The following is a 26,753-nucleotide window of genomic DNA, read 5'->3' as shown; positions in this document are numbered from 1 at the left end:
TAATTGCTTCAATGTGGATGTATCGAAGACTCATAAAGCTCCAGCGGCAAACCATCGGGGTCGGTGAAAAAGGTGAAACGTTTGCCGGTGGTTTCGTCCGTGCGGATCGGTTCGGTAGCCACATCATATTCGTTCAGGTGAAATATGGCCTCTTCCAGGTTATTTATTTCAAAAGCCAGGTGGCGCAGTCCCAGCGCCTCGGGCTGCGATGGCCGGGCGGGTGGTCCGGGAAACGAAAAAAGCTCGATCTGGTATAGTCCGTTGACTTCCAGATCGAGCTTGTATGATCTTCTCGCTTCGCGGTAAACTTCGCGTACTATTTTAAATCCAAGTACTTGTGTATAAAACCGTTTAGAGCGTTCGTAATCTGAACAGATGATAGCGATATGGTGTATCCTGTTCAGCTTTAGCATTATTCGTCGCCTAAAATAACATGCAGTACATTATCGTGCACCATTTTTATATCGGTGATATTCCCAAAGAGTTCGCCATCTATGGTAGTGTTACCTATGCCGTTAACCGTACCTAACAGGCTAAACTCAACTTCGCTGGTGGCCATCATCTCAATAAAACGTTCCTGATCGTCAGGTGCAATACTAACCACTACCCTGCCCTGCGCCTCGCCAAACAGGAAGGCATCCTTACGGATGCTGCTGTCGCTTTCGATATCAAAGCCGAGGCCGTTTGGCATGGCCGATTCAACCAGCGCCATATACAATCCGCCATCGGCTACATCATGTGCAGATTGTATAACTTTATGCTTAACAAGCTCTTTAACTACCTGGTGCATAGCGTATTCCTTTTCCAGATCGAAATATGGTGCAGGCGCCTTTAGTATTTTGTGGTATGATGCCAGGTATTGCGATGATGCAATATCGTTTTGCGATTCGCCTATAAGATAGATCAGATCGCCCGGTTGTTTAAAATCAAGCGTCATCATGTTAGTCCGGTCGTCCATTACACCCAGCATACCAATGGTTGGTGTTGGGAAAACAGGGCCTTCATCTGATGATTGATTATAAAAGCTGACGTTACCACCTGTTACCGGCGTCTCGAATTTTGTACAGGCTTCGCCCATGCCTTTGATGGCGCCAACAAACTGCCAGTAAACTTCCGGCTTGTAAGGGTTACCAAAATTAAGGCAGTTGGTTATGGCAACAGGCTCGCCACCTGCGCAGGTAATGTTACGCGCGGCCTCGGCAACGGCAATGGCCGTACCTTTTTGCGGGTCGGCATATACGTAGCGCGAATTACAATCACAGGTTAAGACAATGGCCTTATCGGTTTCCTTAACGGCTACCACTGCCGCATCGCTCGGGCGGTTAGTTGTCATGGTCGATGTTCCTATCATCGAGTCGTACTGGTCAGTAACCCAACGTTTTGATGCAAGGTTCGCATGTCCTATCAGGTGTTCGGCTACGTCAACCAGGTCGGCAGGCTCGGCAACATCCTCTATTCTAAATTTCTGGTTTTCGGCAAAGTAAGCGGGTTCGCGGTATTCGCGCTGGTAAACCGGGGCGCCGCCGCCTAAAACCAGGTCATCGGCAGGAACATCGGCAACCTTTACACCGTTCATAAAATACTCCAGGCGCTTGGTATCGGTAACTTCACCAATGATGGCACAGTTCAGATCCCATTTATCAAATACGGCCTCAACCAAAGCTTCCTTGCCTTTTTCAACCACGATCAGCATACGCTCCTGCGATTCAGAAAGCAATATCTCGTATGGCTTCATATTTTCCTGGCGCATAGGCACACGGTCAAGGTGAATGATCATGCCGTGCTCACCTTTGGCGCTCATTTCGGAGTTTGAGCAGATAATACCTGCCGCGCCCATATCCTGCATACCAATTACGGCGCCGGTTTTGATCACCTCAAGTGTAGCTTCCAATAATAACTTTTCCTGGAAAGGATCACCTACCTGTACCGCCGGCAGGTCGTTCACCGAATCTTCGGTGATATCTTTTGACGCGAAAGCCGCGCCGTGGATGCCATCCTTACCCGTAGCAGAGCCAACTATATAAACCGGGTTACCCACACCATATGAGGTGGCCGAAACGGTTTCGCCGGCTTTAACAATACCTGCCGAAAACGCGTTTACCAATGGGTTAATGTTATAACATTCGTCAAAGAAAAGCTCGCCGCCAACGGTTGGTATACCAAATGCGTTACCGTAATGACTAATGCCTTTTACCACACCTTTAACCAGCCATTTGGTTTTATCCACGCTAAGATCACCGAAGCGCAGCGAGTTCATTTGGGCGATGGGCCTTGCACCCATCGTAAATATATCGCGGTTTATACCGCCAACCCCTGTTGCAGCGCCCTGGTAAGGCTCAAGTGCCGACGGGTGATTATGTGATTCGATTTTAAAGGCGCATCCAATACCATCGCCAAGGTCAACCAGCCCGGCATTTTCCTCCCCTGCCTTAGCCAGCATGCGCGGGCCGTCTTTTGGCAGGGTTTTAAGCCAGGTGATAGAGTTTTTATAGGAACAGTGCTCGCTCCACATTACCGCGAAAATAGAAAGTTCGGTAAAGTTGGGCACACGGCCTAATATCTCTTTTATACGTTCAAATTCTTCGGGTAAAAGCCCCAGATCGCGGGCGGTTTCAACGGTGGTTAGTTCCTGGTTCTCCAATGTAATGTTGTTTTTGTTGAAAGGATGCGCAAAATTAGCAAAAAAGGCTTAAAAGGCGAAAGGTAAAAGCCGAAAGGTTAAAGCTATAAGCAAAAAGATAAAAGGCGCGCAGGCAAAGCCATTTACACAGTTACTGCGCAAAAAAATGGCGATGGAAGTTACTACATCGCCATAACACATCTACCACAAATCACTAATGGTTCATCCCTTTGGTTCTCGTTACTGCTCGCTTAATGCGCAAAAAAATGGCGATGGAAGTTACTCCATCGCCATAACACATCTACCACAAATCACTAATCGTTCATCCCTTTGGTTCTCGTTACTGCTCGCTTAACTGGAAGTTGAGTGGTATAACATACCTTACACGCACCGGCTGGCCATTTTGCATACCGGGTTTCCAGGGCTTGGCAAGGCGTAACACCCTCAACGCTTCTTCGTCCATGCCATAACCTGCTCCGTTTTGAACTGTAATATCAGATAAACGGCCATCCTTTTCAATAACGAAGCTAACCAGCACACGGCCACCTTTGCCCGCATCCTGTGCCTGGGCCGGGAAGCGTAAATTTTTACTCAAAAATTTTGACCATGCCGCAGCTCCTCCAACAGGCTCGGGCATAAATTCTAACCCGCCGGTGCCATGAATAGTGTTGTCAACAACAGGCTCAACGCCCCCGCCGCCATTAGTTGCCGGTGGTTCAACAATGGGCGCTACTGTACCTGTGCCTTTTGCGGTAATCGGCCCTACTTCGCCGTTAATATCAATATTTCGTGGCGGGTCTTCTTTTGCAAGTGCATCTGGTGCAACCACGGGTGGTAATGCCTTGGTGGTAGATACCGCAGGCATTTGTTTGGCCGGAGGTGTAGCTTTTACAGGCTGTTCAGGCTTTTTGGGGATATCTATTTTCGGCGGCTGAATAGGCGGAAGTTCAACTACTATTGTTTTTACAATATCTGTAGGCGTTTTACCTACAATGTAGGTGTACATTGTAGCGGCTGTAATAATGGTCGTAAAGGCGATAATCATCGCTTTAACCGTATTGTCGCCATAATGCCGCCTCAGGTCAAAGGCACCATAACTCTTGTTGCGGTTGGCAAATACAAGCTCGATCCAATCGGGATTGTATAAATTAAGTTTTGTGTTAAGCATAGTGTTTGAAATTATATTTTACTAATTAACGTATTTTCAAAACAAAATGTTGCACAAAATATCATTATTACGAAATAATGAATTGAATATCCAAATTAATACAATTTTTATATTGCATATAAGGGTTTATTGCAAATTATATTTGGCTTATTCTACCTGGATCTAAGCGATGCTTACCAGTTTTGGGTTGAGATTTTTTTAACCGCTTCCGTTTTCGCAGCTAAGGGCTGCTTATCCATGGCCTGCCCTAACTTTGTGGCGGTGACTATGCAGAATTGACCAACCTGGTCAAGGTAACTGCCAACATCCTTTTTATTGTATTTATCAGCCATTTTTTCTAAAGGTACTTCTATCCCGGGGATGGGCACCATGTTGCCAAAGCGATCGCGCTGGTAAGGGGTAAACACAAAATTGCTTATACGGTAGCGGTACCGCTGATCTTTTGTCTGTATATTGATAGTATAGGTTATTTGCCCGGCTTCTTTTCTTACCAACGACGAACCGCTGTACACGATAAACTTACCAGAGGTATTAAGCGTATTTTCCGCCTGACCTTTTGCCGGACTAATCGCGCGATTAAAACCCGCTGCAAAATCCCAGGCACGCTGACACAGCGTATCTGCGGTTACGCCCGGTTTATCTGCAATACGGTAATAAACATAATTATTGCCTTCGTCAAACGCCAACGAGTCCCGTTGTGCTGATGCCGTGTGTATGCATAATAAACAAAGCAGGCCTAAAATTATCTTTCTCATATACTTTATAAAGATAAGCCATCCGAGCAATACGGATGGCTTATGCAGATCAAATGTTTAGGTTAAGTAACTTAAAACGCGTACACAGCGGCAAGTACAAATTGAGATGCCGACTTGGTAGCTGTAAGATCGCTTTTTACAAATTGCTCGTTGCTTGCCTTATCAAGCCTAACTTCCGGTATGATAGTTAAAGGGCCCGCTTTTATGTTCGAAGTAAGGGTAAAAGCTTTAACGTCCGGGCCGCCGTTTTTCAATTTAAAGTACTCGCCCCTTAAACCAAATGCTACTGATTTAGATGCTGCAACCTGCGGATATAAGGCAATTCCGCTAAAGCCGTTACCACCGTGGGCGGTTTTATAATCAGCCGCGTTTAGCCCCAGCTTAAACATATCAGTTATCTGATAAGCCGTTGTCAAATCAAACTCCGTACCCGACACCGGGCCTGTTATTACGTTCAAGTAAGCTGTCCAGCCTGTTACCGGGCTTATAAACAGCTGAGCGCCAAAATTTGACACGTCAACATTGGATATATAAGAGTTCCACGAATCATTAAAGATACCAGCCATCAAACTTACTTTATCTGTGAAAGCGTAGGTTGCCTTTAGCCCCGCATTCTGGAACGGGCCGTTTGTGAAAAGGTATGATGTTGAGTAGTTAAAGTTGCCAACCGGCGATATAACTTCGTAACCTATAAAGGTAGCCATAAACCCACCTGTCAAATTAAACTTATCGGTAACATCATACGAAACATATAAATTCTGAATGTTAAAGGTTTCGCCGGCCGATCCGGGTACAAGTGATTGGTAAGATCCCCGCGGACCAAAGCTAAGCTCGCCTACAAACGCCGCTTTGCCAACTTTCTTTTTTAAGGCCAGGTCGATCATACCTATTGATACAGAATTTTGCTCGTTTGCAAAGCTGGTTTGAATATTGGACGAACCCGGGGCGATAGATCCGCCGGCAGGCGCTTTAAAACCGGAAAAATCATATTTAAAATACGTATCTACCGAACCCGAAATGGTTAAAGGGGGATCTGTCTTTGTTGTGTCTTGCGCACTCGCTGCAAATACTGAAAAAGCAAAAAATGATAAGAGTAAAAATCTTTTTTTCATGATAATGGATTTAAAGTTTGATTATTTAACTATTTAATTGATTATTTTTTATTCTAATTCACAAAAATTGACTTTATGTGCAAAAACTCTTTTATTTAAGTAGGTTTAATTATAAAATTCAATTAAAATTTGAAATATTATTAATATTTGTGACAAATACCTAAGATAAATGATATAAAATCCATCTACTTAGCAATTATTTACTAAATAATCTATAATAACTCACAAAAACAAATATAAATTTCATTAAATAGTACATTTTATTAAAATTTTATCAACAAATAAACTAGTTTGTCTCGCAAATCGTAATAAAAATGATAATAAAGCGAATTATTTGACACAATACCCAACAAAAAATGTTTATAATGCCGAATAATTATAATTTAATTGGAAATTTAACTACAGGCAGTGGGGAACCATCTTAAAACAGACGACTTGTATAAGAAATATTTAATTAGTGAGCGAATATCCGTCGAAGTTGAGCATTCAATGCCTATGAAACTTAAATAACTCAAAAGGGCATACTATTTTAAAGGATTTTATAAATTTGGGCGAAACCAATTATTTATTATCATGCCTAATATCCGTTTTCAGGCCCTTAGCGCTGTATTAAACCGCGAAACTCCCGAAATAAAGCTCCCGTCTTCGAAAATATCCGACTACTTTGGTGTAAATGTGTTTGACAAGCAGAAAATGAAAGAATTTCTTTCAAAAGACGCATATAGTGTTATTGTTGATTCAATTGACAATGGCGTGCCTATCCCACGCGATATGGCTGAGCAGGTGGCATCATCAATGCGATCGTGGGCTATGGGTAAAGGAGCAACGCATTACACCCACTGGTTTCAGCCACTAACGGGCACCACTGCCGAAAAACACGACGCTTTTTTTGAACCTACAGCAGATGGCGGTTCGATTGAACGTTTTAGCGGCGACGCGCTTGCCCAACAGGAGCCCGATGCATCCAGTTTCCCGAGCGGTGGCATACGCAATACTTTTGAAGCCCGCGGTTATACCGCATGGGATCCATCTTCCCCTGCCTTTATAATAGGCCGCACGCTATGTATCCCAACAGTATTTGTATCGTACACGGGCGAGGCGCTGGATTATAAAGTGCCTTTACTAAAAGCTTTAAGCGTTTTGGATAAGGCCGCGGTAGATGTTTGCCACTATTTTGATAAAAGCATAGAAAAGGTAAACGCATCCTTAGGTATTGAGCAGGAATATTTTCTGGTGGATACAGCGCTGTTTAACGCCCGCCCGGATCTGTCGCTTACCGGCCGTACGTTGTTTGGCCACATGTCTGCCAAGAACCAGCAACTGGAAGACCACTATTTTGGGTCGATACCAAGCAGGGCGTATGCCTTTATGCAGGATATGGAGACCGAAGCGCTGCAATTAGGCATCCCCCTAAAAACACGCCATAATGAGGTAGCACCCTCGCAATTTGAGTGCGCCCCGGTATACGAAGAGATCAACCTGGCCATTGACCATAACCAACTGTTAATGGATATCATGGACAGGGTTGCCAAGCGCCACCACTTTAAAGTGCTGCTGCACGAAAAGCCCTACGCCGGCATCAACGGTTCGGGCAAGCACAACAACTGGTCGTTAATAACCAATACGGGCAAAAACCTGTTGTCGCCGGGCAAAACGCCCAAAAACAACCTGATGTTCCTTACATTTTTTGTGAACACCATTAAAGCCGTACATGAGCACGCCGACCTGCTGAGGGCATCAATTGCATCAGTAAATAATGACCACCGTTTAGGCGCTAATGAAGCCCCTCCTGCGATTATATCCATCTTTTTGGGCAGTCAGCTTTCGGAAGTCTTAGACGAGATAGATACATCGCGCCTGAGCAAAAAGATCAAAGAAGAGAACTCGCTTTGGCAGGGCATCCCTAAAATACCGCAGATATTAAAAGACAACACAGACCGCAACCGCACCTCTCCTTTCGCGTTCACCGGAAACAAGTTCGAACTGCGCGCGGTAGGTTCGTCGGCCAATTCGGCCAGCCCCATGACGGTGCTGAACCTGATCATGGCCGATCAGCTTAAAAAATTCAAGACCGATGTTGATAAGCTGATCAAAAAAGGCGAGAAAAAGGATGTAGCGCTCATGACCATTATCAAACGCTATATTAAAGAATCGAGAAATATTCGTTTTGAGGGTAACGGCTACAGCGAAGAATGGGAAAAAGAGGCCGAAAGCCGCGGTCTGGCCAACATTAAGACCACGCCGAAAGCGCTTGACGCCTTTATATCCGAAAAGTCGCAGGAACTTTTTGCCGAAACCGGTGTGTTCACCAAACGCGAAGCCCACGCCCGTCATGAAATACTGCTGGACAGCTATTATAAGAAATTGCAGATAGAGGCCCGTGTAATGGGCGAACTGGTAATGAACATTATTATCCCTGCCGCCATTGAATATCAATCGAAACTAATTGAGAATGTTAAGGGTTTAAAAGAACTTGGCCTGGATAAGAGCACCTATGCCGCGCAGCTTGACATTATAAACCAAATTGCCGAGCACGTAAACTTTATTAAGGATAATGTGCAGGAAATGATCAACGAACGCAAAAAGGCAAACGTTATTGACGACTTGCGCGAACGGGCCATTAGCTATGATGAAAAAGTAAAAAGCTATTTTCAGCCGATACGCTACCGGGTAGATAAACTGGAGCAGCTGGTTGACGACTCGCTGTGGCCGCTGCCAAAGTTTAGAGAACTGTTATTCATAAAATAACCTACAATTAAAGGCCCGTTAGTTCGGGCTTTTTTATTGGTATTGTGTGGGTTTTGCTTTTGCGTCACCCTGTACCGGCCCTTCCGTAACGTTTTCGGTTAATGGCTCCGGGCGATACTCCAGATCTTTTATATATTGTGTTTTGAGATGATCGTAAAGCGAATGTTTATCTATTATGATAGAAACCAGGCTGGCTATCATACCGGCCAATATCAGATGGAAAATAACACTGTGCCTGTCGGTCATTTCCAGAACCAATATAACCGAGGTGAACGGCGAACGGGTTACGCCGGTTAAAAAACCCACCATTCCTGATAATATCAGCAAATTTGAATTGGTTTCTGATAAATGAAGCCAACCTGAAACCAATGACCCTACGCTAGCACCTGCCCCAAGTGCCGGCGCAAATATGCCACCTGCCGCCCCAGTAGTGAATGAAAGTAACGGCCCAGTGATCCGCAGTATGGGCATATACCAAACCGAGTATTTTTGGGACGTGAAAAGCGTTGTCTGCATTAGCTCTTTACCCGACCCCAATATACCCTTATCTACAAAGAACGCCAGCACAACCATGATGGCAGAGCAGCCAAGCACATAAAACACATGATCGCGTTTAAACTGAAACCTGGCTTTCCAGGCAAAAAGCATTAAAATGACTTTCGACATGCCACTGCCTAATAACCCCGATATTATGGCTACAAGCGCTACGCCTAAAAATATATATGGCGACAGGCCGTCGATCTTTGGGTAACCTAAATACAAATAAGGGCCCAGCAACGCCTGCGCCGATAGTCCGGCTATGATTACTGACGAAAATATCGCTGTTTTAAAATAGCTGAAATGTGTTTTGGTAAGCTCTTCAATTGCAAATACAATACCGCCCAATGGAGTGTTAAACGCCGCTGCAAGGCCAGCTGCTGCTCCCGTAACAATCATATTACGCTTGGCAATTTTGGGCCACCATTTAGGTAGTACGCTGTAAACTATTTTAAATACCGATGCCGCAATTTGTATAGTAGGGCCTTCCCTGCCTATAGCGCCGCCACCTAATGCCATCACCAGGCTCGACATCACCTTTACAACAATAACCTTTATACTCAAAAACCGGTTAATCTTTTCTTCATTTTTCGGGCCCATAATTTGTATGGATGCCATAACCTGGGGGATACCACTCCCTTTTGAGTACGGCGAGAATTTTTGTACCAGCCACCATGCCACTAAAAAGCATACGGGTACCAAAATAAATATCAACCAGGTGTGTAAGCCTATAACGTAGGCGGTGAGGTTCTCGGCCGCTAAAAACAATTTGGTATACAAAACTGCTACCAACCCAGTAATTATCGACGCTATCCAGAAAGGAATAGCCGTAAGTGCGTTCTTTTTTAAATTTTCGTTACGAATCCTGTCAAAAGCTTTTTTCAGATGCAAACGGAGCCAATAGATAAATGCCATGCGTGTAATAATATGCCGCGATACAAAAGGGACCTTGTATATTACGGTCAAAGATTTCGACCAAAGATAACAATCAAATTGCTAACAAAAGTGTTTAAGCGCTATATTTGCCCATGACTTCTCCGCAAAGATATGATCAACGGGGCGTGTCGGCATCAAAAGACGATGTACACAACGCCATTAAAAACATTGATAAAGGGATATTTCCGAAAGCATTCTGCAAAATCGTTCCGGATATTTTAACCAACGACCCCGAATATTGCAACATTATGCATGCCGACGGCGCGGGTACAAAATCATCGTTAGCCTACACTTACTGGAAGGAGACCGGTGACATTTCTGTATGGCGTGGCATAGCACAGGACGCTATTATCATGAACCTTGACGACCTGCTTTGTGTGGGCGCAACCGATAACATCCTGCTATCGTCAACCATTGGCAGGAACAAGAACCTGATACCTGGCGAGGTGATAGCCGCAATTATTAACGGCACCGAAGAAATATTGGCCGAACTGCGGGATGCCGGCATTGGCATTTACAGCACAGGCGGCGAAACTGCTGATGTGGGCGATTTGGTGCGTACCATTATTGTGGATAGTACCGTAACCTGCCGCATGAAACGCGACGACGTAATATCAAACCACCGCATACAACCCGGTGATGTTATTGTTGGTATGGCATCATACGGGCAGGCCACTTACGAAAAAGAATATAACGGCGGCATGGGCTCTAATGGTCTTACATCCGCCCGCCACGATGTATTCAATAAAACCATTGCCGATAAATACAGCGAAAGCTATGACCCGGCGGTACCTCATGACCTGGTATTCAGCGGCAGTAAAACGCTTACTGATAAAATTGATATTGGCGGCGGCCAAAGCATTACCGCGGGCAAACTGGTATTATCGGCCACGCGTACTTACGCCCCTATTATCAAGGCTATTTTAGACAAGTACCGCAGCCAGATAAATGGGATGGTGCATTGCAGCGGCGGCGCGCAAACCAAGGTGCTGCACTTTATCGATAACCTGCACATCATTAAAAACAACCTGTTCCATACCCCGCCGTTATTCAAGTTGATACAGGAAGAATCGAACACCAGCTGGCAGGAAATGTATAAAGTATTCAATATGGGTCACCGTATGGAGCTGTATGTGCCGCGGGAAATAGCCGAAGATATTATTGCCATATCAAATAGCTTTAATGTTGAAGCGCAGATCATAGGCCGTGTAGAAGCCGCTGATAAAAAACAGGTAACGGTAACATCACCTTACGGCGAGTTTGTGTATAATTAAAATATCAAACCTTTAAACGAAGAAAGCCTCCCGAATTGGGAGGCTTTCTTCGTTATTAACAACATCTGCTTAGTTAAATATATAACGTAAGCCAAATTGCATGTAATAAGTTGAGTTGATGCTAACATCATCTCTGAAAGTAGTTGACACAGGTAAGCCCCTGTCTGTTGCTATACGGAAGGTTGGCACTGTTGTACCGTCGGCCGCGATAGCGGTGTTGTTTGTTGGTACAAGTAAACCACGTGTGTTAACCAGTTGGTGTAAGCCCCAGTTTTTATTTAACAAGTTACCTAAGTTGAATATATCAAAGCTAAACTGGATGGTGTTGCGTTTACCGCCTACGTTAACAAACAGATCCTGCAGGAATTTGAAGTCGACCTGGTTGCGCCAAGGTAAGTTTGCGCCGTTACGTTGCGCATACTGGCCTTTATGGTTTTTAAGGTAAGCATCCTGATCTACATAACGGAAGAACATATCGCTTTGCTGTTGAGCTGTATAAGTAACAGCATTAGCGCCCGAACCTACAGTTAACGGTACAAATGTGATCTCGGAAGGATTTTTAGGAATATAGATCAAATCGGCATTGGCACCATCACGGTTAAAGTCTGACGAATAAACGTAAGAGAACCTGCCATCAATTGAACCCTGATAGAAGAACGTAAATGTTGATTTAGCGTGTTTCAGAAACTCTTTGGCATAAGAGAAAGATGCAACCACACGGTTTGGAGCAATATAGTTTGCATAGCTAAGCTCCTGTGAGTTTGAACCATTGATGGTTTGTGTTCCCTGCCATGCAGAACCTGCCTGGTCACCACTTCCGTCGTAAAGGTTTTTAGCTTCAGATTTGATGTAGGCAAGCGATGCTGAGAAGTTTCTGCTGAACTGTTTATCTAACTTAGCAGTTACCGACCAGTAGTAACCTTTATTTGCATTATCAAGCACATAAGTATTAAACGCGCCTGTAGCGGTAGGTGTAACCTGGCCACCGGCAAGATTATTTATGTATTTATCTGCATTAGCGCTTGGATAAAAAGCCCTGTGATCAGGATATCCGGTAATACTTAGATCTGTAGGATCACTTAAGTTAGCATTTCTCCAGAAAGCCGTTTGCAAATCTTTATTATAAATACCCTCTAATGTACCCACAAAGCCAAATGGCAACTTGGTATCAACAGCTAAACTGGTTTTCCATGTCTGCGGCATTTTTAAGTCAGGCGAGATGAATGTCATAGCCGACGGTAAAGTTGTACCCGCTTTTGGTTGAGTAGTAGGGCGGTAAGCGTTAGGATCAGGGTTAAATATCCCGGGTACTTCGTTACCTGCGGTACCATCGTTTATCTGGGTAATTTGCAATAAACCTGCATCGCTGGCCTGGCTAACTATCCATACAAATGGCAAGCGGCCGGTAAATATACCCGATCCACCGCGTACCTGCAGGCTACGGTCGCCGTTAACATCCCAGTTAAAGCCAACACGAGGAGAGAACATTATTTTAGCGGTTGGCAATGTAGCTGTGTTTAACTTCTCGTTGTTTGCAAAGGTTAAAGGGGTAACAAGCGGATGCTGGCCCAATACTTTCGGATAAGTAGGTCGGTCTAATCTTAAACCGGCTGTTATACGGAAGTTATCATTTACGCGGTAATCATCCTGGCCGTAAATTGAATACTGTGCAAATTTAAAGCTTGGGAACGATTGCGCGTATCCGGGCGCTAATGAATATGTTAAGGCATAAGTTGCCGGATTTGCTTTATTCAGGAAATCATCTACTGAGTTATACCTGTAGTAGCTGGTACCGTAACGTTGGAAACCGTTTTTGGTTGTACTGAAATCGGCCTGGGCACCAACGGTAAAGTTATGCTTGCCTGCAGTCCATTTCAGGTTATCTACAAACGAATAAGTAGACACATCCCTTAAGTTACCGTAACTGAAAAGCTCGGTACCAAATGATGTATAAGGCTGGCCGCCTTCTAATATGTCAACAAACGGGAATAATGGTCCGTCTGTTGTACGGGGGTCATTCTGCCTTGTGCGTGATGCGCGTAATGTATTTGAGAATCTCCCGAATGTACCGTTCCACTCAGCTGATAACGAGTAGAAGTTAGCTTCCTGGTAATAGTTAGCGCTGTTAAAGTTTAACGAGTTCACATCTGTACGGCCGGCACCTGATGTAAAGCTCGATGGCGCAGCCGATGTACCGTTCACAAAGTTAGGGTCACGGCTTTCTACCTGGCTGTAACGCACGTTGAATTTGTGGTTATCGCTGATATTCCAGTCTAAACGGCCTAACAAATTGGTCCGCTCAAACTGAAAACCATAGCCCTGGTAAACACCCGGGTCGTAGTTATATTCAGATTTCAAGAAATCCCTTATCTCATTTAACCTGGTATCGGTTGGGCGGGCAACGTTACCGCCGGTTGGGTTTGCTGCTGTAGCTGCAACGCGCGACTGGCCAGGCCTTGTAGTAGTTTGCCTTTCAGCATTCACAAATAAAAATAATTTGTTTTTTACGATAGGGCCGCCTACTCTTGCGCCCCAAGTCCTATCGTTCAACGGCTGGCGTTGTAACATGTTAGGACCTACGTTTATACCTTGTTGCTCCTGGTTTCTCCAATAAGTGTAGACCGAACCGCTAATGTCGTTGGTACCAGAACGGGTAACAGCGTTTAATGCGCTACCAATAAAACCTGATTGTGTAACGTCATAAGGGGTTACGTTTACCGATATCTCTTCTAACGCGTCCAATGATATTGGAGAGCCGCCGGCAGGCAGGTTACCACCAATACCAAAGCTGTTGTTAAAGTCAGATCCGTCTACGGTAATGTAGTTTTGCCTGAAGTTACCACCGCCAATTGATGTACCGTTAGCTTGCGGGGTTAAACGGGTTAAATCGTTAATGTTACGCGTAATAGTTGGTAAGGTTAAGATCTCGCGGGTACCGATGTTAGTAATAGCGCCGTTACGTTCACCGTTCATGATAGAGCGGGGGTTGGTGGCAACTATGTTAACTTCGCTAAGTACCGCAGCGCCTTGCGACAGGGTTTCGTTTAGTACAAAACCCTCACCTAATTTTAAGTACACATCAGTTACTGTTTTAGCGTCGTAACCGATGTAAGAAACAACTACAGTGTAAGGACCACCTACACGCATGTTGTTGATAGTGAAACGTCCGTCGGCGTTTGTTGTAGTAGCATAAGTGCTACCGCTTGGCTGGTGGATGGCTTTGATGGTTGCACCAATCAAGGTTTCGCCTTTCCCGTCCTTGATAAGGCCTGTCATACTACTTGTTGTTACCTGTGCAAAGGCAGCAACGGCAGCAAACAGAAAAATAATAGAGAGAAGTAAATGTTTTCTCATGTTTGTTTTTTTTTGTTAACTGATAAGTGAATTAATCATTAAGTGATTTAATGCCGCAAAGATAAGTATTACAGTCGTTGGGTATATTAAGTTAATGTTATAATAATTATATACTTTTCAACATTTAATAGCATAAATAACTAAAAATGAAATTTTGATGAATAATAAGTGTAATATTTACAATACCAGTGTCAAATTTTAAAATAAACCTTTTGATTATTAGTTAATTACCTTAAATTTCTGGCCTCGATTCTAAATCACTCCCTATTTTTCATTTACACCGCTTTTTAGTTAGCTTTGCATTCCAAAAAATCATAAAAGATACATACTATATGGATTACGATTTAATTGTTATTGGTTCGGGCCCGGGCGGTTATGTTGCCGCTATACGCGCATCGCAGCTGGGTTTAAAAACCGCCATTGTTGAAAAAGAATCGCTTGGGGGCATTTGCCTTAACTGGGGTTGTATCCCTACAAAAGCTTTATTAAAAAGCGCCCAGGTTTTTGAATATTTGAATCACGCGGCTGATTATGGTATAAAAACCAACGGCGGCGAAGTTGACTTTGAGGCCGTTGTTAAGCGTAGCCGCGGCGTGGCCGATGGCATGAGCAAAGGTGTTCAGTTTTTGATGAAGAAGAATAAGATCGATGTAATTATCGGTTATGGCTCTTTAAAATCAAAGGGAACGGTATCGGTTAAAATAGCCGACGGCACCACTAAAGATTTTACCGCCAAAAATATCATCCTGGCTACGGGAGGCCGCTCGCGCGAATTGCCTAACCTTAAACAGGATGGCAAAAAGGTAATTGGTTATCGCCAGGCTATGGTATTGCCAAAACAGCCAAAATCAATGGTTGTGGTAGGCTCAGGCGCCATCGGTATTGAGTTTGCTTATTTCTACAACGCTATTGGCACCCAGGTAACCGTAGTTGAGTTTTTAGATAACATTGTACCGCTTGAGGATGAGGAGATATCAAAAGGGCTTTTACGCATCCTTAAAAAGCAGGGTATCAACATCATGACCGGTTCCACCGTGGAATCCGTTGATACCAATGGCGAAGGCTGCAGGGTGAACGTTAAAACTGCCACCGGCAACCAGGTGCTTGAGGCCGATATTGTTTTATCAGCGATTGGCATATCAACCAATATTGAAGGGATAGGCCTTGAAGAAAATGGTGTAAAAACAGATAAAGGCAAGGTTTTGGTTGATGATTTTTACCAAACAAATGTTGAGGGCGTATACGCCATAGGCGATATTGTTAAGGGCCAGGCATTAGCGCATGTTGCATCTGCCGAAGGCATCATCTGCGTAGAAAAGATAGCCGGGCAAAACCCCGAACCCTTAAACTATAACAATATCCCCGGCTGTACTTATTGCATGCCCGAAGTTGCATCTGTTGGTTACACTGAAAAGGCGGCGAAAGAAGCCGGTTACGAACTCAAGATCGGAAAATTCCCGTTCTCGGCATCGGGTAAGGCAAGCGCTGCCGGTGCAAAGGATGGCTTTGTTAAAGTGATATTTGATGCTAAATACGGCGAGTTTTTAGGCGCGCACATGCTGGGTCATAACGTAACCGAGATGATAGCTGAAGTGGTTACAGCACGCAAGCTGGAAACAACCGGGCACGAGATCATCAAATCGGTACACCCCCATCCTACCATGAGCGAGGCAGTTATGGAAGCCGCTGCTGACGCCTATGGCGAAGTAATACATTTATAAATCGTTGATATAAAAAAAGCCGCTCCGGAAATTCCGGAGCGGCTTTTTTATGCCGTTACTTTTTCATATATTCTGTATCTAAAAACAGGTACCTGTTCCGTAGTTGGGTGCTTTCCTTTTCCAACACGGTTTTTACATCAATATTCATGAAGGTTACCGGGCTGTCTTTTACATTGGCATTCCACTTGGGTAAAACACCATCGTTAGGGTTACCAGTTTTTATAAAATTGGCGAAGTAACCTTCCATAGTTGCCGATACTTGGTAATCAGCTGGTGTCCATGCGTAATTCGTGTTAGTTGCCAGGTTTCCCATTGCATATTCAATTTCTGACGCGTGTGCCGCGCCTGCGTAAGGTTGGGGTCCCTTTTTAGTTTCGGGTTTTGCTGCATCGCCTTTAATAACGCCGCCCGCAAGGCCGGCTTTGGCGTTAGCCATTTTGGCTGTCATCGGCGGCAGCGGTTTCGAAAACAGGTAGCGGTAAACAGGCTTGCCGCTCGTTAATGCATGTGCGTCGGCCCATTTCCATGTACTATATGATATGAAGCGGTCGCTGGCCAGCTCAGTTGCCGATTTTATCACTTCCGTTTGCGTTGTGCCGGGATAAAGTTTTAACACTTTGTCGGCCTTTTCGCCGTACAGCATTTTAACCTGCTTTGCATAATTTTCGGGCGTAGGCGCATTTCCATACATTAAGGCCTGGTAGGGTATCTCGGCGGAATTCCAACCCGCTAATAATGGCACTTTGGCCTGTTCGCCTGCTAAAAAACTTTCAACGGGCTTTTTTAGTAAAAAATAGCCGTCAACAGTGGGCGACATAGGCGGAGTGCCCGGCATCGATGCATCATCCAGCAGCTTATCGGCAGGTATAGCACGCAGCGCTTCCAGGGTTGTAGCGCCTATCTTCTCGCCAAATTTAACACCATTCTTCTCGCCCTCGGCTAAGGATATGGCAGGTAACGTTGGATTTATCATCGCGCCGCTTTCGCCTATAGCGCCGGCAAACATATTTTTTGACAATGGAGACACCATTTGTGCTGATACCGCTATAGAGCCGGCTGATTCGCCTGCTATGGTCACACGTTTTGGGTCGCCGCCAAAGGCCGCGATGTTTTGCCGTACCCAGCGCAGAGCTGCGGCCTGGTCAAGCAAGCCATAGTTGCCCGACGCGTGATGTACTGACTCTTTGGTAAGCTCGGGATGCGACATAAAGCCGAATACCCCCAGGCGGTAGTTCACCGTAAGTGTAATAATGCCCCGTTTTGCCATGCTCTCGCCGTCGTAGCGTCTTTCAGAACCGTCACCGCAAACAAAACCGCCGCCGTAAAAATATACCAGTACGGGTAGTTTGGTTTTTGAGCGTTTCGCGGGCATCCATACATTCAGATACAAACAGTCTTCACTCATACCCGGCGTGCGGAAGCCCATATCGCCAAATACCTGTTTTTGCATGGCGTTATATCCAAAGGCATCACACTTGCGCACACCGGTCCAACTGTTTACCGGTTGTGGTTCTCTCCAGCGCAATTCGCCAATAGGTGGCTGCGCAAAAGGTATCCCCTTGAAGCTGATAACTCCTGATTTTTCGGTTACCCCTTCAACAATGCCATCGGCAATCTTTATTTGTTTGCCGGTTTGCGCAATCAGGCCTGTAAAGGCAAACTGCAGCAGCAATAAGAATGATATTCTTTTCATGAATTATATTTACTGTTGATTAGTGTTCAATTGATGAATGTAAGAAAAAAATCGCCCGTAAAACAAATATTATGTCATAACGACACATTGAATATAAATATACCTACATTTATGTTCAATGAAACCAACCATCACCATTGAATATTGCCCAAAATGCAACTGGCTTATGCGGGCAGCTTATATGGCACAGGAGCTGCTAACAACATTTAGCGGCGAGGTTTACGGTGTAACCCTGCAACCCAGCGAAACACCGGGTAAATATAGTATCCGGGCGAACGACACCCTCATTTTTGACAGGAAGGAACAAGGACGCTTCCCCGAAATAAAAGAACTGAAACAACTGGTTCGTGATTCGACCTGCCCCGCAAAGCACCTTGGCCATTCTGACAGCAACACAGCATAATACTATGTGTGCATATTATGTTGTACAAATTTGTTTATGTAACTTTGTAAATTATATTTATAGATGCTATCTAAAAAAACCAAATACGCCATAAAGGCGCTGGTGGTCATGGGTAAAAACATGGACAAGCCACCCATGCAGATATCAAGGATCGCCGAGCTGGAAAGAATCCCAAAAAAATTCCTGGAGCAAATATTGCTTGATCTGCGCAACGCGGGCTTCCTGTATAGCAAAAAAGGCGCGGGAGGCGGCTATAGCCTTAACAAAGACCCAAAGGATATTTTCCTGGTAAACATTATGCGCATCACCGATGGCCCTATTGCTATGGTACCATGCGCCAGCTTGAATTTTTATCACCGGTGCGACGAGTGCCACCAGGAACATACCTGCGGCATACGCGACGTGTTCATCGAGGTACGCGATGCATCGCTAAAAATACTATCAGAAACCAGCATTGCCGATATTATTTCCCGCGAAACCACGCTGATCAGTCATGAATAAGAGGGTAATGTTAAACGCTAAATCTTAAACGCTAAATGCTAAACTTTAAATCCTGAAGTCAGATCCCAGGCTTTAAAAACTGACAATGTACGGGTTTAGACCAACTTCTGATCCCCAATCTCTAATCACTACGCTCTAATCTTCGTTCAATTTTTCCGAGATATTCTTGATCGATTCGTCGAGCAGGGAAGCCGACTGATATAAAAAGGATTCTATCTGATCATATTCTTCCACCCGATTCTCGCTGTTCTTCAGGATATCTATCATGCCCAGTATATTGGTAAGGTGCTTGCGTATTTCGTGGGAGTTGATAAATGCGAGCTCTTCTTTTTTCGCTTCAAATAAAAGTCTTTCGTAATGCCTTTTTTGTTTAACGTTACGGTAAAACAGTCCTATGGCGATAATACTCAGTGCCGCTATCAATACAATAAACAATAGCCATAAGCGCTCGCGCTTATACACCTCGGCTTTTTGTTGATACAAGCTTTCGGTTTCGTCAATTTTTATTTGCGATGAAATATTTCCCACCTGTGTTAACCGGATGTTGTTCTCTTGCGATTGCTTAAGCGCAAGCATAAAATTGTATGACGAAGTTTTATAATCACCCTTTTTGCCGGCAATCCATGCCAGGGTTTCATACAGATGGTATTTTATTTCGGGGTGGTTGTTCTCCGTATCGGCTATCAGCAATTTTTCTATAATATGTTTGGCGGAATCCAATTGTCCGCTCATGTAATAAGCATCGGCCAGGTGCTGGTTTTCCAGGCTGCTGACCACATAATCTTTGCTTTTTTGCAGGTCTTTGATCTGTGTTATAGCCAAATCATAATTATGCTGCAACAGCGTAATATAATAACCAACACGTTTGCGGTAAGTAAACAGCTTATAGTTTTCGTTCTCGGACCCGTTAAGCCTTTTGTAGTATTCTTTTAACGAGTCTAACTTATTCATCCTAAAGAAATTTTCAGACTTATTATAAAATATTACGCTCGATAAAAGACGCTTGCTGGTACTATCATTCAATAACAACTTCCAGGCACGGTCAAGATAATTCAAGGATTGTGAATAAAATCCCGATTTATAAAAAAGGTCGGAGATGTTTATATTCAGGGATGCCTCGCGGCGGTTATCTTTAAAGTTGTCCTTCAGTTTCTTCACCTCGATAGTTGCAAGGCGATAGTTATAAATAGCGCCTATATAATCGCCTTTATCGGTAAGTATAAACCCTAAATGGCTTAACATCAAAAAAGACAGGTAATTCCGGCTGTTTTTTTGCGCTATCTGCAGCGCCCGGGTAAGATAGGTTTCTGCGCTTTTATAATCCCGCAGTTTGTTGTAGGATACTCCTTTTACAAACAACGAAAATATCTCTCTATTGGGCAGGTTATACTTTAGAAAATAGCTGTCGAAAGTATCCTGCAAGGCCACAAGCTGGCTGCTATCTGCCCCCTGAACGCAGTTTTTTGTAAATGTGATCAACCTTTTTTGGCGCAGAAAGGTATCCTGCAGGGTAAGTATCTCCTTTAGCGTATCTTTATTGATGATCTGTTTTTTTGGCTGTACCCCAACCACTTGCCATGCGTTTGCATGTACAAATTGGCCCGAAAATACTATTAAAATCAGAGCGATGATAAGCCTTTTAAGCATACACGTTTTAATGATTAAATTTACAGTTGCCTGCGTTAAAAACAAATTTATATTGATGCAACTTGAAAAGTTTTTTTGCGTATAAAAGAACAATTAATTTATAGATTTGTAATACATATAATTATCTATATATTTGTAAAATATCACAAGGACTATTTATATCATCATGAAAAAGATTATTTACATATTACTGGCCTTTTTAATTGTAAGCGTTTACGCTTGCCAAAAGGACAATACGGCTCCGGGCACGAATGCAAATAAAGGCCTTAATGCTACAATGAAGCTTAAAAAAGACACTACACCTCCTGAATTTTTTAAGACAACGGTGAAAAAGGACACCACTCCTCCTGAGTTCAAAAAAAGCACGGTAAGGGATACTACTCCTCCCGAGTTTTTAAAATAAATAATAAAAAAGAAGCGCCTTTATAAACAAAGGCGCTTCTTTTTTAGCTGTCAAATTTCTCCAGCAGCTTTAGCAGGGTTTCAAAATCCTTTGGATACGGCGCATGCACGGTAATATCCTGGCCAGACGGCAGCTTAAAACTTACCTCGTAGGCATGCAGGGCAAAGCGTTTCATAATAGGTAACTCTTCCTGGTCCTTCCCCAAAATATATTTACGCTTGATTTTAGAAAGAAACACCGGCTGGCCCTTATACATCTCGTCGCCGGTAATTGAGGCACGTTGCGTGGCCAGGTGTATGCGTATCTGGTGCATACGGCCCGTAACCGGGCGGCACTCTACCAACGTGTAGTGCTTGAAATACTTTAGCGATTGGAACCAAGTTTCGGCACGCTTGCCTTCCTGGCGGCTAATGGTTACGTTTCCCTTTCCTACATTCAGTATAGGCAGATCTATCAGCAAGCTTTCAAAAACGTGTGTGCCGTCTATAACTGCGTGATAAACCTTTTTTACTCTGCGTTTTTCAAACTGGATTGAAACATCGCGGTACGCTTCAGGATTTTTAGCGATAATTAGCGCGCCCGATGTTTCTTTATCAAGGCGGTGGCATATTTGCGCATCGGCGGTGTATTGCTTTGCCAGGCGCAGCATGTTTATTTCGCCACCTTCGCGCTCATCAAGCGAACTAATGAACGGCGGTTTATTAACCACAATTATATCGTCATCCTCAAATAATATCAGGTCGGCAAACTTTGGAAATTTCATAGCCCGCAAAAATACGGTTAATTAAATTAATTGTGCTATATACCGCATTATCAGCGTCTGGTGCATTTTTAGCCCCCGGGCAGGCTAAAAACAATTCTGATAGTGCAATGTTAAACACCTAATAATCATCCACCTAAAACAAAGCATCATGAGCACAAAAAAAACACAGCCCGAACAAAAGGGTTTTTTTGAAAAGATAAAAGAAACCATCGAAGAATTTTGGGATGGCACTAAGGAGACCGCCGAAGACCTGAAAGAAAAAACCGAAGATAAATTTGACAATTTAAAGGATAAGGCTGAAGATAAAATTGCCGACCTGAAAGAGAAAGTTACTGCTAAAAAAACAAGCACTACCAAAAAAGCCGCTGCTGCTAAAACAGTTGTTGAACGGGCTACGGCTGCAAAGAAAGTAGTAGTAGCCAAAAAAGCCGGCGTGGCGGCAAATAAAGCAAAAAAAGAAGCCGCTGACATTAAGGCATCTGCAGAGGCGAAAGCTAAGGCAGTGACCGATAAAGCTAAAACTACTGCGGCCGCCGCCAAAAAAACCGCTACGGAAGTTAAAGCAAAGGCCGCAACAAAAGCTAAAACAATAACTGATAAGGCTAAAACAGAAACCGCGGCCGCGAAAAAAGCAGCAAAGCCAAAAGCTGCACCAAAAACGGCGCCTGCAGCAAAAGGTAAAGCCGCTGCAGCTAATAAACTTTAGCTTATAATAAAAATGCCTCCTGATTTCGGGAGGCATTTTTATTATGCTTCAAACTTGTAACCTACGCCTTTTACTGTAGATACGCAGTCGTCGCCGAGCTTTTCGCGCAGCTTGCGTACATGCACATCTATGGTTCGGTTGGTGACTACTACCGAATCTTCCCAAATGTTTTTAAGTATCACCTCGCGGGTGTAAACTTTACCGGGTTTTGAAGCCAGCAGGTAAAGCAGTTCAAATTCCTTTTTGGCTAAAACCACCTTTACCCCTTTTTTATAAACCAGATATGCTTCGCGGTCTATAACCAGGTCGCCTATTTCAAGTTTGTTATCTATAACTTCCTCGGGCGGCGCATTACGACGAAGGATGGCGTTGATACGGCTAACCAGCGCGCGCGGCTTAATGGGTTTTGCTATGTAGTCGTCGGCGCCAACATTAAAGCCTGCAATTTCTGAATACTCTTCGCTTCGGGCGGTTAAAAACACCATAAAGGTATTTTTAAACTCAGGCATAGTACGCATAATGCGGCATGCTTCTATACCGTCCATTTTAGGCATCATTATATCTAATACAATAAGGTCAGGTTGTGTACGTTTTGCTTCGGCAACGGCTTCCTGTCCGTTCCGGGCCGAATATACCTGGTAACCTTCTTTTTTAAGGTTATACTCTATCAGCTCTAAAATATCCGGCTCATCGTCAACAATTAATATCTTTTGTTTACTGGTGCTCATGTATATTTAATTTTGCATAAAAGTATAAGCTTAATAGAAGCTTATGGTTAACCCAGTATTAACAAATTGTTAAATACTACCTTAAGTTAACTTTTAATTGAGACTATTTAAATGTTTTCTTTAAAAAATCTTCAAGATCGGCACCAGTAACATTTTTGGCAACGATTACACCCTGCGGGTCAATTATAAAGTTCGACGGGATCGCTTCAATGTGATACAGCCTTTCGGTAGGACCTTCGAACCTTTGCAGATCTGATACGTGTGTCCAGGTAAGCCTGTCGGCGTTAACCGCCTGTTGCCAATCTTTTTTTTCGGTATCGAGTGATACCCCCAAAATGTTAAAGCCCTTATCCTTGTACATCGCGTATTGCTTAACCACATTGGGGTTTTCCTGTCTGCAAGGCGCGCACCACGACGCCCAAAAATCAAGCATCACATACTTACCTTTATAATCAGATAATTTTACCGGCTTGCCATCAATACTGTTTATTGTAAATTCGGGCGCTTTGTGGCCAACTGATATTGGCTTTATAGCGGCCATTTGGCGCAAAAAGGTTTGCACAGCCGGATTGTCTTTAAAATCATCCTTAATATCATCGGCATAAGCCACCAACTGTTGTTCGTATTTGTATTGATCCAGCGATGTTGCGGCGTAAAATCCGGCAAGCGATTTCTTATTCTGATCAACAAATTTTAAAACTTCGGCGCTGTAATCGTTCATATTTTTTTGAAACATGGGGATATACACCTTCAGCAACGAGTCGGATTCTTTGCCCAGCGCAGCTGCCTTTGCGGTGTACTCGTCAGATAGCTTCGTGCTCCTGTCGCCATAAATATTGCTGATCTTGTTGAATTCCTTGATTTTTTCCGAGGTTTCTGATCCGTTTACCTCGTATGAGTGATTTACATCGGCAAGGTCAGTTTTAAAAGTTATGGCATCGCCATTCTGTGCTACTACATCGTACACGTTGCCCGCAATACGCAGTTTATATAAATTGGCGTATGGAGTAGCGTGCTTAAACTGAAATTCGTTATTCGCACCTAAGGTTGTTGAATCAACAACGTTTACCTGGGTACTATCCGCGGCAAGCAGGTATATCTTTTTTAACGCGCCGGGATTCTCTAATTTGCCGGAAATGGTAAATGTGGTTGATTCTTTGCACGAAACTATAAAAAACAGTGCCGCAATGGCAATGCCGGTGATCAAACGGTTCTTCATATTATTTAGATTCTAATTCTTTTATTAATAGCTGGTTGGTTTTCTGAGGGTCTATCTTTCCCTTAGAAAGCTTCATAACTTCACCCATAAACAAGCCTAAAACGCCCTTTTTACCCTTTTGGTATTCTTTTACCTTCTCGGGATATTTAGCCAGCGCGGCGCGTATAAAGCCATCCAACTGGCCGGTATCCTCGCTGATAATCAGGTTTAGTTCTTTGGCTAATTGGTCGGCGCTTTTGTCATTTCCTTTCACCAAAGCCGGGAAAAGTTTTTGCGCGGCGATTGAATTGTTGACCTTCCCGTCGTCCACCAGTTTTATTAACTCCGCAAGGGCAACCGGTTTTATGCCAATATCAGCTATACTGATATTATTGTCGTTGATGTAAGAGCGCACGGCACCCATAACCCAGTTTGCCGCCGACTTATAATTTGTGGTATGCTTTATCAAATCCTCAAAATAAGCCGCGAAATCTTTATCGGCTATGATAACACCCGCGTCGTAATCTGATAAACCCAGCTTAGTGGTATACTTTTCGAGGAGGTGGTTTGGCAGTGCGGGCATACTATCGCGTACTTGCTGTACGTAAGCTTCGGTCAACTGTACCGGCAACAGGTCGGGCTCGGGGAAATAGCGGTAATCATTTGCCATCTCTTTTGAACGTAATACGGATGTTTCGCCGGTATCGGCGTTAAAGTTAAGCGTATTTTGGTCTATATGGCCGCCCCCTTCTATAACGGCTACCTGGCGTTCAAACTCGTGCTCAATGGCACGCTGAACGTTACGTATAGAATTAAGATTCTTTACCTCACAACGGTTACCAAAGGACGTGGCTCCTTTCAGGCGTATTGATATATTGGCATCGCAGCGCACGCTTCCTTCTTCCATATTGCCATCGCAAATATCCAGGTAGCGCAGCAAGCGTCGTATCTCGGTCAGGAACTGCCCGGCCTCTTCGGCGCTGCGCAGATCGGGTTCTGAAACGATCTCTATAAGTGGAACCCCTGCCCTGTTCAGATCAATAAGCGAATAATGATCGTGCTGGTCGTGCGCGCTTTTACCGGCATCATCTTCCATGTGGATGTGATGAATGGCGATTGTTTTTGAACTGCCATCGGCCAGTTTTACGGTTACGCTGCCACCCAGGCATATCGGTTGCTGATCCTGCGTGGTTTGATATCCTTTTGGCAAATCGGCATAGAAGTAATTTTTACGGGCAAAAGTGTTTTGCAGGTTGATGGTACAATTGCAGGCTAAGCCCATTTTTACCGCATACTCCACCATTTTTTTGTTAATACGCGGCAATGTACCCGGATGGCCTAACGAAACGGGGCTAACATGCTCGTTTGCCCCGGCGCCAAACGCCGCCGAATCTGATGAAAATGCCTTACTTAAAGTAGATAATTGGGCGTGTACCTCTAAACCAACAACTAACTCGTACTTGTCACTCGCGCCGCTTTGTAGAACTGTCATATTTATATTCAGCTGTAATCAGCATTGATCAAACCTGCCAAATATAGTGTTATTTATGTTTTTACGGGCATTATTTAAAACGACCGGTCTATACTCTCTTACTAATTTAAAAGCATCAGTGTATACACGCTGCTTTATGTGGTTCTGCGGTTAGGTTTACTTAAAAACGTCTTTGTTTATACAGAAATGCATGGGGCTATTTACCTATTTGTAAATCTTTTTATTAAACCTTGTGTTAATGTATTGGTCTGTTAAAATAGGGCATGCAATTTGCCTGTGCAGAAACATAATATCAAGATACCATGAAAAAAATTATTTTAGGGATGCTGGCAAGCTGTTTTTTACTTACCGCATCCGTTACCCAAACAAAAGCCCAGGTAAATGTTAGCCTTAATATTGGCACATGGACCCCACCCGCAGAATACGCAGATGCTAATTATTACTATTTGCCGGATGTGAACAGTTATTACTACGTACCTACGCATCAATACGTTTATTTAAGCGGCGGTAATTGGGTTTGGCGCAACACGTTGCTAGCACGCTATAGCTATTACAATATCAACGACGGTTACAAGGTTGCCGTTTATCGCCCGAACCCCTACCGGTACTACCGTTACGACAGGGTAAAGTACGCGCGTTACCGGGGAGTAAAAAATGTCATTATACGCGACAGGTATTACCGCCCGCGAACAAAAGTGATTACCCATACCCGATATGTTAACCGGCCAACAAGGGTTATCAACCGCACCAGATATGTGAACAGGCCCGCGAAGGTGGTTCGTCATACCAAATATGTAAACAGACCTTCAAGGGTTGTAAACCGCACACGTATAGTGAACAGGCCTTCGCATACTAAAATAAGAACGGTTACACATGTGAACCGCCCGGCGCACCATGGCGGTAAAAGCCACGGAAAAGGCCATCATTAATAATAGCGTATTAAACAAAAAAAGACCGCTTATCGGCGGTCTTTTTTTGTTTGGATTGTCGAAGC

At 43.9% G+C, this 26,753-nt stretch carries 21 protein-coding genes; 8 read left to right on the top strand and 13 right to left on the bottom strand.

Features of this window, described 5'->3' with window-relative positions; all coding sequences use genetic code 11:
• Positions 1 to 8: 8 nt before the first annotated feature.
• From HDC91_RS01200 to HDC91_RS01180, 5 genes are all read right to left on the bottom strand, one after another.
• Positions 9 to 413, bottom strand: coding sequence for a VOC family protein (locus tag HDC91_RS01200; RefSeq protein ID WP_183547742.1), 405 nt, complete (start codon positions 411 to 413; stop codon positions 9 to 11).
• Positions 413 to 2,641, bottom strand: a complete 2,229-nt coding sequence (gene purL / locus HDC91_RS01195; protein ID WP_183547739.1) for a phosphoribosylformylglycinamidine synthase subunit PurL — start codon at positions 2,639 to 2,641, stop codon at positions 413 to 415. Before purL ends, HDC91_RS01200 begins: the two co-directional genes overlap by 1 nt.
• A gap of 319 nt (positions 2,642 to 2,960) precedes the next feature.
• Positions 2,961 to 3,788 (bottom strand): energy transducer TonB, encoded by an 828-nt coding sequence (locus HDC91_RS01190; protein WP_183547736.1) that lies wholly within the window; start codon positions 3,786 to 3,788, stop codon positions 2,961 to 2,963.
• A gap of 173 nt (positions 3,789 to 3,961) precedes the next feature.
• Complete coding sequence (locus tag HDC91_RS01185) at positions 3,962 to 4,543, bottom strand: DUF4468 domain-containing protein (protein ID WP_183547733.1); 582 nt, start codon at positions 4,541 to 4,543, stop codon at positions 3,962 to 3,964.
• Positions 4,544 to 4,614: 71 nt separating this feature from the next.
• On the bottom strand, positions 4,615 to 5,655 hold the full coding sequence (locus HDC91_RS01180) for an outer membrane beta-barrel protein (protein ID WP_183547731.1): 1,041 nt from the start codon (positions 5,653 to 5,655) through the stop codon (positions 4,615 to 4,617).
• 573 nt (positions 5,656 to 6,228) lie between these two features.
• Here HDC91_RS01180 and HDC91_RS01175 point away from each other — a divergent pair.
• The gene (locus tag HDC91_RS01175) at positions 6,229 to 8,403 is read left to right on the top strand and encodes a glutamine synthetase III (RefSeq protein ID WP_162432646.1); all 2,175 of its coding nucleotides are present in this window, start codon (positions 6,229 to 6,231) and stop codon (positions 8,401 to 8,403) included.
• A 33-nt stretch (positions 8,404 to 8,436) separates the two neighbouring features.
• Here HDC91_RS01175 and HDC91_RS01170 read toward each other — a convergent pair whose 3' ends face one another.
• On the bottom strand, positions 8,437 to 9,855 hold the full coding sequence (locus HDC91_RS01170) for a chloride channel protein (protein ID WP_183547728.1): 1,419 nt from the start codon (positions 9,853 to 9,855) through the stop codon (positions 8,437 to 8,439).
• Between the two features lie 113 nt (positions 9,856 to 9,968).
• Here HDC91_RS01170 and HDC91_RS01165 point away from each other — a divergent pair, with 113 nt between their 5' ends.
• Positions 9,969 to 11,150: an AIR synthase related protein gene (locus HDC91_RS01165; protein WP_183547725.1), complete on the top strand. Its 1,182-nt coding sequence runs from the start codon at positions 9,969 to 9,971 to the stop codon at positions 11,148 to 11,150.
• 69 nt (positions 11,151 to 11,219) lie between these two features.
• Here the strand turns inward: HDC91_RS01165 and HDC91_RS01160 are convergent, their stop codons facing one another.
• Positions 11,220 to 14,504: a carboxypeptidase regulatory-like domain-containing protein gene (locus HDC91_RS01160; protein WP_183547722.1), complete on the bottom strand. Its 3,285-nt coding sequence runs from the start codon at positions 14,502 to 14,504 to the stop codon at positions 11,220 to 11,222.
• 332 nt (positions 14,505 to 14,836) lie between these two features.
• Here HDC91_RS01160 and lpdA point away from each other — a divergent pair, with 332 nt between their 5' ends.
• Positions 14,837 to 16,225 (top strand): dihydrolipoyl dehydrogenase, encoded by a 1,389-nt coding sequence (gene lpdA / locus HDC91_RS01155; protein ID WP_183547719.1) that lies wholly within the window; start codon positions 14,837 to 14,839, stop codon positions 16,223 to 16,225.
• A gap of 55 nt (positions 16,226 to 16,280) precedes the next feature.
• On the opposite strand, the gene HDC91_RS01150 is transcribed toward lpdA, so the two are convergent.
• Entirely contained in the window at positions 16,281 to 17,918 is a 1,638-nt protein-coding gene (locus HDC91_RS01150) for a carboxylesterase/lipase family protein (RefSeq protein ID WP_183547716.1), read from the bottom strand.
• A 118-nt stretch (positions 17,919 to 18,036) separates the two neighbouring features.
• Between HDC91_RS01150 and HDC91_RS01145 the strand changes: the two genes are divergently transcribed.
• Both HDC91_RS01145 and HDC91_RS01140 read left to right on the top strand, forming a co-directional pair.
• Entirely contained in the window at positions 18,037 to 18,321 is a 285-nt protein-coding gene (locus HDC91_RS01145) for a SelT/SelW/SelH family protein (protein WP_183547714.1), read from the top strand.
• A 63-nt stretch (positions 18,322 to 18,384) separates the two neighbouring features.
• Positions 18,385 to 18,822 (top strand): Rrf2 family transcriptional regulator, encoded by a 438-nt coding sequence (locus HDC91_RS01140; protein WP_162432653.1) that lies wholly within the window; start codon positions 18,385 to 18,387, stop codon positions 18,820 to 18,822.
• Positions 18,823 to 18,957: 135 nt separating this feature from the next.
• On the opposite strand, the gene HDC91_RS01135 is transcribed toward HDC91_RS01140, so the two are convergent.
• Positions 18,958 to 20,469: a lipopolysaccharide assembly protein LapB gene (locus HDC91_RS01135; protein WP_183547711.1), complete on the bottom strand. Its 1,512-nt coding sequence runs from the start codon at positions 20,467 to 20,469 to the stop codon at positions 18,958 to 18,960.
• Positions 20,470 to 20,635: 166 nt separating this feature from the next.
• On the opposite strand from HDC91_RS01135, the gene HDC91_RS01130 reads away from it, so the two are divergent.
• The gene (locus tag HDC91_RS01130; RefSeq protein WP_183547708.1) at positions 20,636 to 20,872 is read left to right on the top strand and encodes a hypothetical protein; all 237 of its coding nucleotides are present in this window, start codon (positions 20,636 to 20,638) and stop codon (positions 20,870 to 20,872) included.
• A gap of 43 nt (positions 20,873 to 20,915) precedes the next feature.
• On the opposite strand, the gene HDC91_RS01125 is transcribed toward HDC91_RS01130, so the two are convergent.
• Positions 20,916 to 21,635, bottom strand: coding sequence for an RluA family pseudouridine synthase (locus tag HDC91_RS01125; RefSeq protein WP_183547706.1), 720 nt, complete (start codon positions 21,633 to 21,635; stop codon positions 20,916 to 20,918).
• A gap of 148 nt (positions 21,636 to 21,783) precedes the next feature.
• Here HDC91_RS01125 and HDC91_RS01120 point away from each other — a divergent pair, with 148 nt between their 5' ends.
• Positions 21,784 to 22,341: a YtxH domain-containing protein gene (locus HDC91_RS01120; RefSeq protein ID WP_183547703.1), complete on the top strand. Its 558-nt coding sequence runs from the start codon at positions 21,784 to 21,786 to the stop codon at positions 22,339 to 22,341.
• Positions 22,342 to 22,382: 41 nt separating this feature from the next.
• On the opposite strand, the gene HDC91_RS01115 is transcribed toward HDC91_RS01120, so the two are convergent.
• From HDC91_RS01115 to gatB, 3 genes are all read right to left on the bottom strand, one after another.
• On the bottom strand, positions 22,383 to 23,069 hold the full coding sequence (locus tag HDC91_RS01115) for a response regulator transcription factor (protein ID WP_162432658.1): 687 nt from the start codon (positions 23,067 to 23,069) through the stop codon (positions 22,383 to 22,385).
• A gap of 103 nt (positions 23,070 to 23,172) precedes the next feature.
• Positions 23,173 to 24,288: a TlpA disulfide reductase family protein gene (locus HDC91_RS01110; RefSeq protein ID WP_183547700.1), complete on the bottom strand. Its 1,116-nt coding sequence runs from the start codon at positions 24,286 to 24,288 to the stop codon at positions 23,173 to 23,175.
• 1 nt (position 24,289) lies between these two features.
• Entirely contained in the window at positions 24,290 to 25,759 is a 1,470-nt protein-coding gene (gene gatB, locus HDC91_RS01105) for an Asp-tRNA(Asn)/Glu-tRNA(Gln) amidotransferase subunit GatB (RefSeq protein ID WP_183547697.1), read from the bottom strand.
• A 302-nt stretch (positions 25,760 to 26,061) separates the two neighbouring features.
• Between gatB and HDC91_RS01100 the strand changes: the two genes are divergently transcribed.
• Positions 26,062 to 26,688, top strand: coding sequence for a hypothetical protein (locus HDC91_RS01100; protein WP_183547694.1), 627 nt, complete (start codon positions 26,062 to 26,064; stop codon positions 26,686 to 26,688).
• Positions 26,689 to 26,753: the final 65 nt, after the last annotated feature.

Origin of the sequence: Mucilaginibacter sp. AK015, from assembly GCF_014200785.1 — a bacterium.
Taxonomy (GTDB): Bacteria; Bacteroidota; Bacteroidia; order Sphingobacteriales; family Sphingobacteriaceae; genus Mucilaginibacter.
The sequence above is the reverse complement of the archived record's forward strand: the minus strand, read 5'-3'. Positions and strand labels throughout refer to the sequence as shown.